General features: G+C 48.5%; 21 protein-coding genes. 2 read left to right on the plus strand and 19 right to left on the minus strand.

What is annotated here, in order from left to right:
- Positions 1-58 precede the first annotated feature (58 nt).
- Entirely contained in the window at positions 59-844 is a 786-nt protein-coding gene (gene pdaB, locus ACP26L_RS33605) for a polysaccharide deacetylase family sporulation protein PdaB (RefSeq protein WP_426449921.1), read from the plus strand.
- Between the two features lie 27 nt (positions 845-871).
- Here the strand turns inward: pdaB and ACP26L_RS33610 are convergent, their stop codons facing one another.
- Positions 872-1,465 (minus strand): KinB-signaling pathway activation protein, encoded by a 594-nt coding sequence (locus tag ACP26L_RS33610; RefSeq protein ID WP_426449922.1) that lies wholly within the window; start codon positions 1,463-1,465, stop codon positions 872-874.
- A gap of 137 nt (positions 1,466-1,602) precedes the next feature.
- On the opposite strand from ACP26L_RS33610, the gene gerD reads away from it, so the two are divergent.
- Entirely contained in the window at positions 1,603-2,379 is a 777-nt protein-coding gene (gene gerD, locus ACP26L_RS33615) for a spore germination lipoprotein GerD (protein WP_426449923.1), read from the plus strand.
- A gap of 88 nt (positions 2,380-2,467) precedes the next feature.
- Here gerD and ACP26L_RS33620 read toward each other — a convergent pair whose 3' ends face one another.
- From ACP26L_RS33620 to rplO, 18 genes are all read right to left on the minus strand, one after another.
- Entirely contained in the window at positions 2,468-3,550 is a 1,083-nt protein-coding gene (locus ACP26L_RS33620) for a P-loop NTPase (RefSeq protein WP_426449924.1), read from the minus strand.
- Between the two features lie 65 nt (positions 3,551-3,615).
- Complete coding sequence (gene cwlD / locus ACP26L_RS33625) at positions 3,616-4,380, minus strand: N-acetylmuramoyl-L-alanine amidase CwlD (protein WP_426449925.1); 765 nt, start codon at positions 4,378-4,380, stop codon at positions 3,616-3,618.
- Between the two features lie 70 nt (positions 4,381-4,450).
- Positions 4,451-5,626, minus strand: a complete 1,176-nt coding sequence (sat, locus tag ACP26L_RS33630) for a sulfate adenylyltransferase (RefSeq protein WP_426449926.1) — start codon at positions 5,624-5,626, stop codon at positions 4,451-4,453.
- Positions 5,627-5,653: 27 nt separating this feature from the next.
- Positions 5,654-6,346: a phosphoadenylyl-sulfate reductase gene (locus ACP26L_RS33635; RefSeq protein ID WP_426449927.1), complete on the minus strand. Its 693-nt coding sequence runs from the start codon at positions 6,344-6,346 to the stop codon at positions 5,654-5,656.
- A gap of 195 nt (positions 6,347-6,541) precedes the next feature.
- Positions 6,542-6,934, minus strand: coding sequence for a 30S ribosomal protein S9 (rpsI, locus tag ACP26L_RS33640; protein ID WP_426449928.1), 393 nt, complete (start codon positions 6,932-6,934; stop codon positions 6,542-6,544).
- 19 nt (positions 6,935-6,953) lie between these two features.
- Positions 6,954-7,391, minus strand: coding sequence for a 50S ribosomal protein L13 (gene rplM / locus ACP26L_RS33645; RefSeq protein ID WP_013921133.1), 438 nt, complete (start codon positions 7,389-7,391; stop codon positions 6,954-6,956).
- A gap of 151 nt (positions 7,392-7,542) precedes the next feature.
- On the minus strand, positions 7,543-8,319 hold the full coding sequence (gene truA / locus ACP26L_RS33650) for a tRNA pseudouridine(38-40) synthase TruA (RefSeq protein ID WP_426449929.1): 777 nt from the start codon (positions 8,317-8,319) through the stop codon (positions 7,543-7,545).
- A 93-nt stretch (positions 8,320-8,412) separates the two neighbouring features.
- Positions 8,413-8,778 (minus strand): 50S ribosomal protein L17, encoded by a 366-nt coding sequence (rplQ, locus tag ACP26L_RS33655; protein ID WP_013921135.1) that lies wholly within the window; start codon positions 8,776-8,778, stop codon positions 8,413-8,415.
- A gap of 55 nt (positions 8,779-8,833) precedes the next feature.
- A complete protein-coding gene (locus ACP26L_RS33660) occupies positions 8,834-9,778 on the minus strand; it encodes a DNA-directed RNA polymerase subunit alpha (RefSeq protein ID WP_013921136.1) in 945 nt (314 codons plus the stop codon).
- 127 nt (positions 9,779-9,905) lie between these two features.
- Positions 9,906-10,301 carry a 30S ribosomal protein S11 gene (gene rpsK / locus ACP26L_RS33665; protein WP_013921137.1) on the minus strand — a complete coding sequence of 132 codons (396 nt, stop codon included), beginning with the start codon at positions 10,299-10,301 and terminating at the stop codon, positions 9,906-9,908.
- Positions 10,302-10,320: 19 nt separating this feature from the next.
- Positions 10,321-10,689 carry a 30S ribosomal protein S13 gene (gene rpsM, locus ACP26L_RS33670; RefSeq protein WP_013921138.1) on the minus strand — a complete coding sequence of 123 codons (369 nt, stop codon included), beginning with the start codon at positions 10,687-10,689 and terminating at the stop codon, positions 10,321-10,323.
- Between the two features lie 16 nt (positions 10,690-10,705).
- Positions 10,706-10,819: a 50S ribosomal protein L36 gene (gene rpmJ, locus ACP26L_RS33675; protein WP_003333770.1), complete on the minus strand. Its 114-nt coding sequence runs from the start codon at positions 10,817-10,819 to the stop codon at positions 10,706-10,708.
- Positions 10,820-10,877: 58 nt separating this feature from the next.
- The gene (infA, locus tag ACP26L_RS33680) at positions 10,878-11,096 is read right to left on the minus strand and encodes a translation initiation factor IF-1 (RefSeq protein WP_009676800.1); all 219 of its coding nucleotides are present in this window, start codon (positions 11,094-11,096) and stop codon (positions 10,878-10,880) included.
- 2 nt (positions 11,097-11,098) lie between these two features.
- On the minus strand, positions 11,099-11,407 hold the full coding sequence (locus ACP26L_RS33685) for a hypothetical protein (protein ID WP_426449930.1): 309 nt from the start codon (positions 11,405-11,407) through the stop codon (positions 11,099-11,101).
- 9 nt (positions 11,408-11,416) lie between these two features.
- Positions 11,417-12,169 (minus strand): type I methionyl aminopeptidase, encoded by a 753-nt coding sequence (map, locus tag ACP26L_RS33690; protein WP_426449932.1) that lies wholly within the window; start codon positions 12,167-12,169, stop codon positions 11,417-11,419.
- Entirely contained in the window at positions 12,169-12,819 is a 651-nt protein-coding gene (locus tag ACP26L_RS33695) for an adenylate kinase (protein ID WP_014653004.1), read from the minus strand. Before ACP26L_RS33695 ends, map begins: the two co-directional genes overlap by 1 nt.
- 87 nt (positions 12,820-12,906) lie before the next feature.
- Complete coding sequence (secY, locus tag ACP26L_RS33700; protein WP_426449934.1) at positions 12,907-14,208, minus strand: preprotein translocase subunit SecY; 1,302 nt, start codon at positions 14,206-14,208, stop codon at positions 12,907-12,909.
- A complete protein-coding gene (gene rplO, locus ACP26L_RS33705) occupies positions 14,208-14,648 on the minus strand; it encodes a 50S ribosomal protein L15 (protein WP_014372558.1) in 441 nt (146 codons plus the stop codon). Before rplO ends, secY begins: the two co-directional genes overlap by 1 nt.
- Positions 14,649-14,666 lie beyond the last annotated feature (18 nt).

Consider the following 14,666-nt stretch of genomic DNA (forward strand, 5'->3'; position numbering starts at 1 on the left):
TAACATCTCAGTTAAACAAGCCTTCTCAAAAAAGAGGGCGGACGGAGGAGGCCATGTTGTGAATTACTTTTATGTTATGAACGGTAAAAAGGTAAAACAAGCACTCATTATTACCGTTGCATTCCTGTTTGCCATCGGAATCGTTTATTCGGAACGGGGCAATGTGACCGTATTCTCCCAAAATGAACCCGCAGCCATCTACAATGTGTCAACGGACAAGAAAGTCATCGCCCTTACCTTCGACATTTCCTGGGGGGACAAGAGAACGGAACCGATTCTGAAGGTCCTCGAAGATAAGGGAGTCAAACAAGCGACCTTCTTCTTATCATCGCCTTGGGGCAAAACCCATCCCGACATCGTAGCGAAAATCGCTAAGAATGGCTGGGAAGTAGGGAATCATGGACACAAGCATGTGAACTACAGTTCCTTAAGCGATGAAGAGATCCGGGCCCAAATTCAAACTTCCCATCAGCTTCTGAGCGAGATTACCGGCTCCCACCCTACCCTGCTGCGTCTTCCAAACGGGGATTTTGATAAAAGAGTTCTTCGCATCGCCAGTGAGATGAATTATACGGTGATTCAATGGGATACGGATTCTATGGACTGGAAAAACCCCGGTGTGGATCAAATCGTGAATCGAGTCGTATCCAAGGCTCACCCCGGCGACATTGTGCTGTTGCACGCAAGTGATTCCTCTAAACAAACTCACGAAGCCCTCCCAAAAATTATAGATCAGCTTAGGGAAAAAGGATACGAGTTTGTAAGTGTAAGTCAACTCCTCAAGGGAACACAGGTTGGCAACAAGCCTCCGCTAGAGGACCAGACCTTCAAACGAATTCAATAAAATTCGGATAAACAATAAGAGCCGTACTTACGGCTCTTTGTTTGCATTTACTACCTTACTTAAAATCAGAATCTGCCATGCATTGCATGCCATCAGAGGTACCATCATAAATACAGTGGAGGCTGCATTGTTTAACCGTAACCAAGGTATTGCCTCGATCGATGTTACTGCAATCATAAAGAAAAGCGTTGGAATCCAGGAGGACGTATTGGTCAAACGCACCTTCCACCAAGCAATCCCAGCAGCAGCTAATAACAAGAAAACAGGCAGTAAGATAAAAGCAGCCAACCCCTCATCCGCCGATTCCGTATAGCGCAAGTAGATCAAGTCAAACATTACGATAAGGATTACGATGACTTGGATCATATTCCAGGTCCATCTATTGCGGAACATCCCTACGGCCATATATCGCACAATGAGATACGCAAAGAACCCCATCTGGCTGAATACGCTGATTAAAGTTCCTCCAAGCAGCATGGAGGCCGCATTGAAACCCATTTCCCTTCCGCCCCAGGTTATCTCCTGGTCGCTTAGCTGAAGAGATAATCCGGCTGCCAGCGCCGCAATCGCCCCAGCAAGCAGCGTGGTCCAGAATAGATAAAACCATTTTCGCAAAGTCACTTTCCTGTACCCCCACAATCAGTAGTTACAACAGTTAATTGTACCAACCTTCACAATAAAAAGCTAACAAGAATTGTGTTAAACTCCCTGCCCCGGACAAATACTATCCGCAAAACAATGAAAGGAGCCTGTACCTGATGATCGAGCATTGGAAACGTATCATGCCCGCTGTCATGATCGTCGGATTCCTGGCGGCCTGCGGTTCGGAACCTCAACAGCAACAAGCTTCGGGCAGTAACAGCAATACTTATAAAGATACCAAATCCATGGTTTTGGATATTCTGAAGACAGAGGATGGCCGTAAAGCCATCCAAGAAGCAACCGTTCAAAATACCAGTAAATTATCGGTTCTCTCTGCCGGTGATACGCAGCAGCTGCAGCTGGCGGTAAAGGATGTACTCGTAGACACAGACAACACGAAGTTTTTGCAGACGATGATTTCCGATCCAAAGTTTGCAGGGCAATTCGCAAAAGCTATACAGAAAGAAACCAAACAGCTGCAAAAAGATCTCTTAAAAGATCCGGAATATCAAAAACAAATGATGGATGCGATGAAGAGCCCAGAATTCGAAGGCATGCTCCTGGATACCATGAAATCAACACCATACCGTACTCAAACCAAGACCGTTATTCAAGAGTCCCTGCAGAGCCCTTTATTCCGGCTTGAAATGATGGAACTGATGAAGAAGGTTCTTCAGGAGGAATCCGCCCCGAAATCACAAACCCAGGCTGCTGCCGGTGGTGGCGGTGGTGGGGGAGAAAAGAAAGAAGGCCAGGGAGGAGACCAGAAGAAGGAAGAAGGCGGCGGCGGTGAAGGTGGCGGATCCGGTGGTGGCAGCGACGACGATGGCGGTGATGGCGGCGGCGAAGAAAAGCAGGGAGAAGAGGGCGGCGAAAAGAAAAAGCAAGAATAGCCCATGGCCTGGCCTTTCATGGTCGCAACCTGCTTTTTTAATCCGAGAAAAAGGACCGGCCGCAGCGGCCAGTCCTTTTTTTGTTATCCTATCCGAGCCGATGCACAACCTCTTCTGCAAGCTCAAGATAAATTTGTCCGGTGGGCGTCTCAGCTTTATACACCGAAGGGGAATAATCCGGCTCGGCCACATGGTTCTCGGGCACTCCCAGCGGAATCTGAGCAAGCAATCCGGTATGCAGCTCTTCAGCCAGCTTGGCGCCGCCTCCGCGGCCAAAAATATATTCTTTATTTCCACATTGACCGCAGGCATAATACGACATATTCTCGACTACACCCAGAATCTCGTGTTCCGTATGAATCGCCATGGCACCTGCTCTAGCTGCTACAAATGCAGCAGTAGCATGAGGTGTAGTTACGATAATCTCTTTGCTTTGGGGAATCATTTGGTGGACATCCAACGCTACATCGCCTGTCCCAGGCGGCAGGTCCAGCAGTATGTAATCAAGCTCGCCCCATTCGACCTCGCTAAAGAAATTCCTCAGCATCTTCCCGAGCATAGGTCCCCGCCAAATGACAGGCGTATTCTCTTCCACAAAGAAACCCATGGAGATGACCTTCACCCCAAAGCGTTCAACCGGAAGGATGCGGTTGTCCACCATCTGGGGACGCTCCTCGATACCCATCATATCCGGCACACTGAAGCCGTAAATATCAGCATCCACCAAGCCCACTTTCTTGCCAAGACGGGCAAGTGAAACGGCTAGATTAACGGTTACCGTCGACTTCCCCACTCCCCCCTTACCGCTTGCGATCGCAATAAATTGGACTCCGGACTGCGTGTCCAGCACATTTACAGACGCAGGCTTTTCCTCGTGTTCAGACGCCTGCTGGCTCTGGAGCTTCTTTGCTGCTTCATTCCTGTCATACTCGGTCAACGGTCGAAACCGCAAATGGACTTCCTCCGCACCGGCAGCTTTGAACGACTCTATAATCGCACGCTGCAGTTCGGACTTGTACATCTCATCCTCTCTCGACAGCAGAACAGTTGCTGCCACGCGGTTTTCTTTTATCATCATATCCCTTACAAATTGCAAGTCCGTAAGACTAAGACCAAACTCCGGATCATTCAGCTGGCTTATGGAGGCCAGCAGCTCTTCTTTGGTAGCCACAATGTCACCTCAGCGGTAGGTAATAGGAATCCAAGTTACTTACTGAGGATTATTATACCACATTTTCAGTTAGAGCCCAGCTTCTCACCGGAATAGTATCTTAGAATCCCCTGGTAAACCGATGCGGCAATTTTCTTTTGATACGATGTATTTCTAAGCAGCCCTGCTTCTCCTGGATTCGATAAAAACCCGACTTCCACCAAAGCACTTGGAATCCGCATCGCCTTCAATAAGAAAATATCTTTATCGGCCGGCTTCGCCACTCGGTCCGTGTTTTCCATATTCTTAATGATTTCATCCTGAATCAACGCAGCCAAACGTGCGTTCTCTTTGCCCGTACCCTCCGGATTATAAAAGGTTTGAGCGCCGGACCATTTTTCAGAAGGTATGCTGTTCATATGGATAGAGATCAGAAGATCCGATTTCTGTTGAACAACGAACTCAGCCCTCTTATGCAGATCTTCTGTTTTTCGGCGGCTGTAGCCTTTGGTGGATGGGTCCGCCAGATCCCTATCATCTTCCCTTGTCATCACGACCAGAGCACCTGCCTGCTGAAGATAATCCCGCAAATATTTGGTGATGGCCAAATTCACATCTTTCTCTATAAGCCCGTCTTTGCTGGTGGCTCCCCCGTCGGGACCACCATGCCCCGCATCCAACGCGATCACTTTGCCCGAAAGCGGCATTGTCCAATACGTCCAAGTCTTGGTGCTTGGCAGCTCATAGGTAAACAGGAACAGCATCAAGGCCACAAGCAGGGCTGACATGGCTATTTTGAGCCCCCCGTGCATGGTGAGCCAGACAATGACCCTCTTCTTTCTTCGGAACATGAAAAATCCACCTCGCATCCCCATAGACTCTCTTTCATCTTATGGGACGAGGTGGATTATTAGACCAGCCCTACACTTGATATTCCGGTTCTTTCATACCTTCAATCAGCACTTCCGCCACTTCAGGACGAGTAAACTGCGGTGGAGGGCATTGACCGTCGCGAAGGAGTGCGCGAACTTTTGTTCCCGACAAGTGCATGTGGTCTTCTTTGGTGTGCGGGCAGGTTTTACTGGATGCCATATTGCCGCATTTCGTGCAGAAGAAGCTGTGCTCGAAGAAGAGCGGCGTAATGCCAAGTTCTTCGGCCGTAAAGTTACTGAAGATCTCCTGCGCTTCGTAGGTCCCATAATAGTCACCTACACCCGCGTGGTCACGGCCGACAATAAAGTGCGAGCAGCCATAATTTTTACGAACCATGGCATGGAAAATCGCTTCTCTTGGACCTGCATAACGCATGGCCGCGGGGAATACACCCAGGAATACGCGATCCTTCGGGTAGTAGTTCTCCAGAAGTACCAGGTAACTGCGCATGCGAACATCGGCAGAAATATCGTCGGACTTGGTTTCACCCACCAGCGGGTTTAAGAAAAGGGCGTCCACGATCTCCATAGCACTCTTCTGGATATACTCATGGGCACGGTGTACCGGATTCCTTGTTTGGAAGCCTACAACCGTTCTCCAGCCCTTCTCAGCGAAGATTTGACGCGTCACAGTAGGCTCGAAATAGAACTCTTCAAACTTCTCCGGTCTAGGGCGATTTAAAACTTGAACAGGGCCACCAATATATGTGTTAGGGCGAGAGAACAGTTTCTGAACGCCCGGATGTGCCGGATCATCCGTCTTGAAGACTTTCACTGCTTCGTTCTTCTGGTCGACTTGGTAGATGCTCTCAACACGAATCACACCATAAATGACCCCATCAGATTCACCAACAAGTGCCACATCTTGGCCTTGTTTCAGTTCGGATGCGATTTGCTCCTCAACCGACAAGGTGATTGGGATACTCCATACTGTACCATTGGCAAGCCTCATGTTCTCTACAACGGAGAGATAATCTTCCTGTCCTAGAAAACCGGTCAATGGAGAAAACGCACCAACACCGATCAGATCGAGATCAGAAATGGTCCAAGCATTAATTTTGAGTTGGTAGAATCCTTCCGCTTGCTTGAGAAGAGCTTCTCTTTCCGCACCTTCCACTAAGCGGTTAACGAGTGTGCCACCATGAGGCTGGATCGTTTGTGTCATGCCGCATCCTCCAATAATCTCAATATTTTATTTATGCAGTCCGCACTCCGTCTTCTCAAACCCAGCCCAACGGCCGGCTCTTGGGTCTTCACCTGGAGCTACCTGACGTGTGCAGTGTTCGCAACCGATACTTGGGTAGTTCATGTCGTGAAGCGGGTTGTAGATCAGGTTGTTATTACGGATGTAATTCCATACGTCCTCAGACGTCCAATCAGCCAGCGGGTTGAATTTGACCAATCCGAACTTTACGTCATACTCTACCTTCTTGGCGTTGGCGCGTGTAGGTGCCTGATCACGGCGGATACCCGTGAACCATGCGTCATAGTTCTTCAGGATATCCGTAAGCGGGTCAACTTTGCGAATATTGCAGCAGTCGGTCGGCGATGTCTTCCACAGTTCCTCACCATGCTGAAGCGCCTGCTCTTCCAACGTAAGCTTCGGCAGAACCTGTACAAACTGAAGACCATAGTGCTGCTGCAGACGATCACGAGTTTCGTACGTCTCTTTAAAATGCACATTCGTATCGAGATAAAAGATATCTGTTTTGGGGCTGACCTTCTGGAGCATGTCGACAAGAACTACATCTTCAGCTCCGAAACTACAGGCAAGCGTGATATTGGGGAATCTTTCTACCGCAAAGGCCAAAAGTGCTTCGGGGGATTGATTTTCAAACTCCTCGGCCGCCTTATTAATCAGCGCTTCTTTTTCAAACAAGTTCATGATTACTTACCTCCCAAGGGTATAATTCCGAGTATGATCATACGTTTTCTGATATTTAATTTTAATTATAACGATGGGCTACTTTTTGTCAATTAGAAATTTACGTTAGGCTATACCCTATATTATTGTCAAATCCACCGTTCGGTGAAATAAAAAAGCCCTTCCGCGTAAACGGAAAGGCTCTTTTTGGATAAATTAACGCTTGGAGAACTGAGGAGCGCGACGAGCGGCTTTGAGGCCGTACTTCTTACGCTCTTTCATACGAGGGTCACGAGTCAGGAAGCCCGCTTTCTTGAGGGCTCCACGGAACTCAGGGTCAGCTTTCAGCAGTGCACGGGAGATACCGTGACGAATGGCTCCAGCTTGTCCTGTGATCCCGCCACCATGAGCAAGAACGAGAATATCATACTTCGTCAATGTCTCAGTCAGGTTAAGCGGCTGCTTAACGATCAGCTTCAAGGTCTCCAGACCAAAATACTCATCCAATTCACGCTTATTGATAACGATACGGCCTTCGCCCGGTACAAGACGTACACGTGCTACAGAGTGCTTACGACGGCCAGTGCCATAATATTGAACTTGTGCCACAAGACAATCCTCCCTTTAATTAACCGCGAAGTTCCCAAACTACTGGTTGTTGTGCTTGATGCGGATGCTCCGAACCTGCATATACTTTCAGCTTCAGCTTGATACGGTTGCCCAGGCGGTTCTTCGGAAGCATTCCGTGAATCGCCAGTTCCAGCATACGCTCAGGCTTGTTCTTCAGCATGTCTGCAGCAGAAGTAACTTTCAGACCACCCGGGTGCAGGGAGTGACGATAGTACATCTTGTTCTGCATCTTCTTACCTGTCAGTACGATCTTCTCAGCGTTGATGATCACTACGAAATCGCCAGTGTCAACATGCGGAGTGAATTCCGGCTTATGCTTGCCGCGAAGAATGCTTGCAGCTTCACTGGCCAGACGGCCAAGCGTCTTATCGGTAGCATCGATGATGTACCATTTGCGTTCTACTTCATTTGGCTTCGCCATATATGTGGTACGCATGTAAATGTTCCTCCTAGAATCTATCTTCGTTCCAAATATCATACATTGTCATAGTTAGGTTATTGCAATTGTGGCACTTTCAAGACCCGGGGCCGTGGGGTAGCCAGTCAAGAAACGCCAATGGTAATTATACTACACTTGGTTGCAGTATTCAAGCCTTATCGGCATCCTGATCATAAAAAACTTCCCACAACATCAGGCCGTGTGCCATTGCGGTAGGCCCTGCTTTGGAACGGTTGCAGGCAGCGAGAATCTCCCCGATCGCATCACTGCTTCGCTTCCCTTCTCCTACTTCCAACAGCGTGCCTACAATAATTCTAACCATGTTATAAAGAAACCCATTTCCGCTTACGAATATGTGCATGGCATAGGATTTCAGTGCGTCATCTACCGGCTCACATTCTATGTACGCATCATAGACGGTACGAACATGACTAAGCGAAGCGGTTCGCGTGGAACAATAAGATGTAAAATCATGTTCACCAACCAAATGAAGCAGCCCATTCCTCATGCTTTCCACATCAAGCTTACCGGGATGATGGAACTCAAACTGGCGTTTGAAGGGATCCATCAACTTACCGCAGCGGATTGTATATCTATACGTCTTGCGTTTGGCGGAACGTCTGGCATGAAATGCTGCAGGAACCTCTTCCGCATGCCAAACGACAATATCGTCCGGCAGACGGGAGTTCATCGCATGGCACCACCGGTCGACGGGAATCCTCGACTCTGTTTGTACATTGATGACCTGCCCTTTGGCATGGACTCCTGCATCTGTTCGTCCGGACGAGGTTAATTTCACCTTCTCGCCCGTAAGATACAGAATGGCTTGTTCCAGCTCATCCTGCACTGTAAGATGCTCAGGCTGAGTCTGAAATCCATGATAGGCCGTTCCGTCATAGCTGACTTTCATGGCGATGTTTCTCAATTCCGTCCTCCATGCAATCAACCAAAAGTACAAGAAAAAAAGGGTTTCATCAGAATCGTGAGATCCCGTCCACCCTTTCCCATCCTTTTCTCTTTAAGCGCGGTCTACCAGTTCCAGGTAAACCATAGGTGCTGCATCGCCGCGGCGAGGACCCAGCTTCAAGATCCGAGTATAACCGCCTTGACGCTCCGCATAACGTGGAGCCAGTTCAGCAAAAAGCTTCTGAATGGCGTCTTGGTTCTCGTTAGCTGCTTCCCGGCGTACGAAAGATGCAACTTGACGGCGAGCGTGAAGATCTCCACGCTTAGCCAGTGTGATCAGCTTCTCTGCGATCGAGCGAAGTTCTTTCGCTTTCGCTTCAGTCGTTTGAATACGTTCATGTATGAACAGGTCTGTTACCAGGTCACGGAACAAAGCTTTACGTGCGCTGGAATCACGACCCAACTTTTGGTATGCCATGTGTGTGCAACCTCCTTCTGCTTAATAGCTGAGAGGGTATGCAACATGCTGGGTGCTAATCTTCCATACGGAGGCCAAGACCAAGCTCTTCGAGCTTCTCTTGTACTTCTTCGAGAGATTTGCGTCCCAAGTTGCGAACCTTCATCATATCTTCTTCCGTTTTTGTAATCAATTCCTGAACCGTGTTGATCCCCGCACGCTTCAGACAGTTGTAGGAACGAACCGAAAGATCAAGCTCCTCGATCGTCATCTCGAGGACTTTTTCCTTCTTGTCTTCTTCCTTCTCAACCATGATCTCAGCATCTTTGGCTTCGTCAGTCAGACCGACGAACAGCATCAGATGCTCAGTCAGGATCTTGGCGCCCAAGCTCACTGCCTCTTCTGGACGGATGCTGCCATCCGACCAAACTTCGAGAGTCAGCTTGTCATAGTTGGTCACTTGACCGACGCGGGTGTTCTCCACGCTGTAATTGACACGCGTAATCGGAGTATAGATCGAATCGATCGGAATCACGCCGATCGGCTGATCCTCTTTTTTGTTCTTGTCTGCCGATACATATCCCCGGCCGCGGTTCGCATGAATTCTCATGTGAAGACGGGAATCGGAGGATAGGGTTGCGATGTGCAAATCCGGATTGAGAATTTCCACATCGCTATCACCGCGAATATCGCCAGCCACAACAGCCCCTTCGCCCTCGGCATCGATCTCAAGAACCTTCTCCTCATCGGAGTGGATCTTAAGCGACAAACCCTTCAGGTTCAGGATAATCTCCGTAACATCTTCCATGACCCCTGGAATCGTGGAAAACTCGTGCAAAACCCCGTCGATCTGCACGGAGGTTACAGCAGCTCCGGGCAGGGACGAAAGTAAAATTCTGCGAAGCGAGTTACCGAGCGTAGTTCCGTAGCCTCTTTCGAGGGGCTCCACAACAAATTTGCCATAAGAGCCGTCTTCACTCAATGATACGGTTTCTATTTTCGGCTTTTCGATTTCGATCAAGGTTTAACCCTCCTTCAAACGTCGTTTCCCTTTGGATAACTTAAGACGTATAGAACGCGCAGTATGCCTATCCAAATAGTATTCTCAACTTTTGGATATTTATACCACCCAGCTTAGAGATCCTAAATTAGACACGACGGCGTTTCGGAGGACGGCATCCGTTATGAGGAATCGGGGTTACGTCTTTAATCAGGTTGACTTCCAAACCTGCTGCTTGAAGCGAACGAATTGCTGCTTCACGACCTGCACCCGGTCCTTTAACCATAACTTCTACTGCTTTCATACCATGTTCCATAGCGGCCTTGGCAGCGGACTCAGCAGCCATTTGCGCAGCAAATGGAGTGCTTTTACGGGAGCCCTTAAAGCCCAGGTTGCCGGCACTTGCCCAAGAGATGGCATTGCCATGCGGATCCGTGATGGTAACGATGGTGTTGTTGAACGTGGAACGGATGTGTGCCACGCCAGAGTCGATATTTTTACGGTCGCGACGCTTTGTACGTACGACTTTTTTAGGTTTAGCCATTTAGATTTTCCCTCCTTTACTATTTCTTCTTGTTAGCTACAGTACGACGAGGACCTTTGCGCGTACGAGCGTTTGTTTTCGTGCGCTGACCGCGAACAGGCAGGCCACGACGATGGCGAACTCCACGGTAGCAGCCGATCTCGATAAGACGCTTGATGTTCAGGGAAATCTCACGACGCAGATCGCCTTCAACCTTCAGGGTTTTGTCGATTACATCACGGATTTTGCTTACTTCATCTTCCGTCAGATCGCGAACGCGAGTGCTTGCATCGATACCTGTTTCAGCCACGATTTTTTGAGCCGTAGTGTTACCGATACCGAAAATGTAAGTCAGAGCGATGATGACTCGTTTATCACGAGGCAAGTCTACACCAGCAATACGTGCCATTTAACTCAGCACCTCCTTAGCCTTGTTTTTGTTTATGTTTCGGATTTTCGCAGATTACCATTACGTTTCCTTTGCGGCGAATGACTTTGCATTTTTCGCAAATCGGCTTGACCGATGGTCTTACCTTCATGGTGGTTACCTCCTCAAAGTTTGCGGGAGCAAACTACTTCGTAAACGTTACTAACGATTTATTTAAAACGATAGGTTATACGGCCTCTGGTTAAATCATATGGAGAGAGTTCCACTGTCACTTTGTCTCCGGGCAGGATCCGGATAAAGTGCATTCTGATTTTGCCGGATACATGAGCAAGTATCTTATGGCCGTTCTCCAGTTCCACCTTAAACATTGCGTTCGGAAGAGGTTCAATCACTGTACCTTCAACTTCAATCACATCTTCTTTGGCCACAGTCATTCTCCTTTCTCTTTTGCTTCATTTGATGATGGTGTGACATATTTGTTCAGTGCAAACCGCAGCTTCCCATTCGTTACACGACCGGTGGTGCGGATGCTATCAGACACTTCCGTACTGATCACAGGCAAAAGTTCCAGATGAATCAAGTTCTTCTTCTTCGGTTCATCGAATTTCCGTTTGCTGCCGTCAGCGATCCACACGTATCGTTGGTCTACGACGCCGATAATGACGGCATGCTTGCCGGAATCTTGTCCCCGAATTACTCTAACGATCTGTCCGATCTCAGGCAGTAGAGAACTCGCCATACTCAGAACCTACGACTGGAGTCGTGTCAAAATCTCGTAGCCATCTGCCGTAATTGCAATGGTGTGCTCGAAATGAGCGCACAGTGTGCCATCCACTGTGACAACCGTCCAATTGTCTTCAAGGGTTTTGACAAAGCGTTCACCCACGTTAACCATTGGTTCGATTGCAAGAACCATGCCAGGCTTCAGCCGCGGACCATGACCGGCTATGCCGTAGTTCGGAATTTGGGGCTCCTCATGAAGCTGTGTTCCTATGCCATGACCTACATACTCGCGAACAACCGAAAAACCCTCATCTTCAATCACTTTTTGAATGGCATGGGAGATGGTATACAGACGTACATCCGGCTTAGCTTCCGCTAATCCAGCGTACAACGAACGCTCTGATACTTCAAGCAATTTGCGAGCCGTATCGGAGATTGTTCCTACACCATACGTCCAAGCCGAATCCCCATGATACCCTTTGTACTGAGCACCGATATCTATGCTGATGATGTCGCCATCCTTCAGCTTTCTCTGACCAGGTATGCCGTGAACCAATTCATCGTTAACCGAAGCGCAGATACTTCCGGAGAATCCGTTGTAACCTTTGAAAGACGGAATTGCGCCCTGGCTGCGAATATAGTCTTCTGCGATTTGATCGAGCTCTTTCGTTGTAATATCGGGCTGAATGGACTGCTTGAGCAGACGATGCGTTTCAGCGACTATGCGGCCAGCCTCCCGCATCAATTCCAATTCAGCAGCTGACTTACAAATGATCATTACGCTTGCCCTCGCAATAGTGAACTGATTTGTGCAGTGACCGTATTAATTTCTTGCTCACCGTTAACCTCACGCAATATTCCCTTGTTACGATAGTACTCGAGCAGTGGAGCGGTTTTATTGATATACTCGTCCAAACGAGTCCCTACTTTTTCTTCGGTGTCATCCGAACGCTGATACAATTCACCAGAACATTTGTCACAAACATTCTCACGTGCAGGAGGGTTAAACAAGATATGATACGTCGCACCGCAGGATCTGCAGATTCGACGACCAGTCAGACGTGCAAGCAGCAGATTCCGATCTACACTCAAGTTAACGACATGTTCAATGGATTTATCCATGGATGCGCCAATCTCGTCGAGCGCTTCTGCTTGGGATATGGTTCTCGGGAACCCATCGAGCAAAAATCCTTTACTGCAGTCCGGCTGCTGAAGTCGTTCGCGGACGATACCAATCGTAATCTCATCCGGAACAAGCAAACCTTGATCCACATATTTCTTCGCTTCCACACCCAGCGGTGTTTCCTGCTTCATCGCGAGTCGGAAAGCATCCCCCGTTGAAATATGCGGAATCTGAAACTCATCAACGATTCTTTCCGCCTGTGTACCTTTGCCGGCACCAGGAGGGCCCATAAAGATGATATTCACCGTGACTTCCTCCCCCACAATCACCCATAGATGCTAACAGCACAATAGGTGCCGATAGCTAACAAGTTAACTACCAGTACCTATTTGCTATTTGTTAATGAACCCCTTGTAATGGCGTTTGATCAGCTGGCTCTCGATTTGTTTCATGGTCTCGAGGCCCACACCAATAACGATCAGCAAGGAGGTACCACCAATCTGTACGGATTGTGGCAGTCCGGCTACTCCCGCAAGAACCATTGGGAAGATCGAAATGGCAGCCAAGAACAGTGCGCCTGATAAGGTGATTCTTGTCATCACTCTTGTGAGATATACCGAAGTCGTTTTACCAGGGCGAATACCTGGAATGTAACCACCGTTCTTCTTCATCTGGTCGGCCATCTGAACAGGGTTCATTTGAACGAAGGTGTAGAAGTAAGTGAAGCCGATGATCAGCAGGACATACAGTGTCATCCCAAGAGGATGAGTATAGTTAAAGTTGGTGATGATCCAGTTTGCTACCACATTACCCTGCCAAAAGCTAGCGAGTGTAGGTGGAAACATGATCAGCGATACTGCGAAGATGACCGGAATAACGCCAGCAGCATTCACTTTGAGAGGAATGTGCGTGGATTGTCCTCCGAACATTTTGCGTCCCACTACACGTTTTGCATACTGGACTGGAATTTTACGCACTCCCTGCTGCACGAAGATTACCCCGACGATCATGGCTATAACCACGATTGCGATCAAGACTACCTTCAGAATACTCAGGAAGAGTGTTCCTTCCGCACCGGTGAACTGCGTTTGATAAATCTGCCCGATTGAATTCGGGATGCCTGCAACGATACCCGCGAAGATGATAATGGAAATACCATTTCCAATCCCATTTTCGGTGATTTGTTCCCCTAACCACATCAGAAAAGCTGTCCCCGCGGTGAGTACAATGGCGATTAATGCATAAGTGGTAATCGTAGGATTGATAACCAATCCGGAATACGCACGGTTAAACCCAACCGCCAGTCCAAACGCTTGAATTAAGCCGAGAACGATCGTCCCGTAACGGGTAATCTGACCCAGCTTTTTTCTGCCTACCTCGCCCTCTTTGGCCCACTGAGTGAAAGTCGGAATGACATCCATCGACAGCAGCTGCACAATGATCGAAGCCGTAATGTACGGCATGATCCCCATCGCAAAGATGGAGAATTGGAACAATGCGCCGCCCGAGAAGGTGTTAAGCAAGCCGAATATACCGGTAGAGCCCGCCTGATCTTGAAGTTTCAGAATCTCTGTGTTGATGTTAGGTACCGGAATAAACGCACCAATTCTGTAGACGATCAGTACCAGGAGCGTAAACAAGATACGCTTCCGGAGATCTTCTACTTTCATAATATTGGATATGGTACGGAACATTAAATCACCTCGGTTTGACCGCCGGCAGCCTGGATTTTCTCTACCGCAGATTGGGAGAATTTGCTCGCCTTCACGTTCAGTCCGACCGTAATTTCGCCATTACCCAGAATCTTGATGCCGTCTTTAGGGTTTTTGACAATACCCGATTGGAGTAGAACTTCTGGAGTAACTTCTGTACCCGCCGCAAACTTGTTCAGTTCCTCAACGTTGATAACAGCGTATTCCTTACGGAATTGGTTGTTAAATCCACGTTTCGGCAAGCGACGATAAAGTGGGTTTTGACCACCCTCGAAACCAGGACGAACACCGCCGCCGGAACGAGCGTTTTGCCCTTTGTGACCGCGAGTCGAAGTTTTACCCATACCACTACCAACACCACGGCCTACACGTTTGCGAGCGCTGCGCGATCCTGGAGCAGATGTAAGTTCATGTAATTTCATCGTTTGCACCTCCTCTAG

Source organism: Paenibacillus sp. S-38 (assembly GCF_049942825.1).
Classification (GTDB): Bacteria; Bacillota; Bacilli; order Paenibacillales; family NBRC-103111; genus Paenibacillus_G.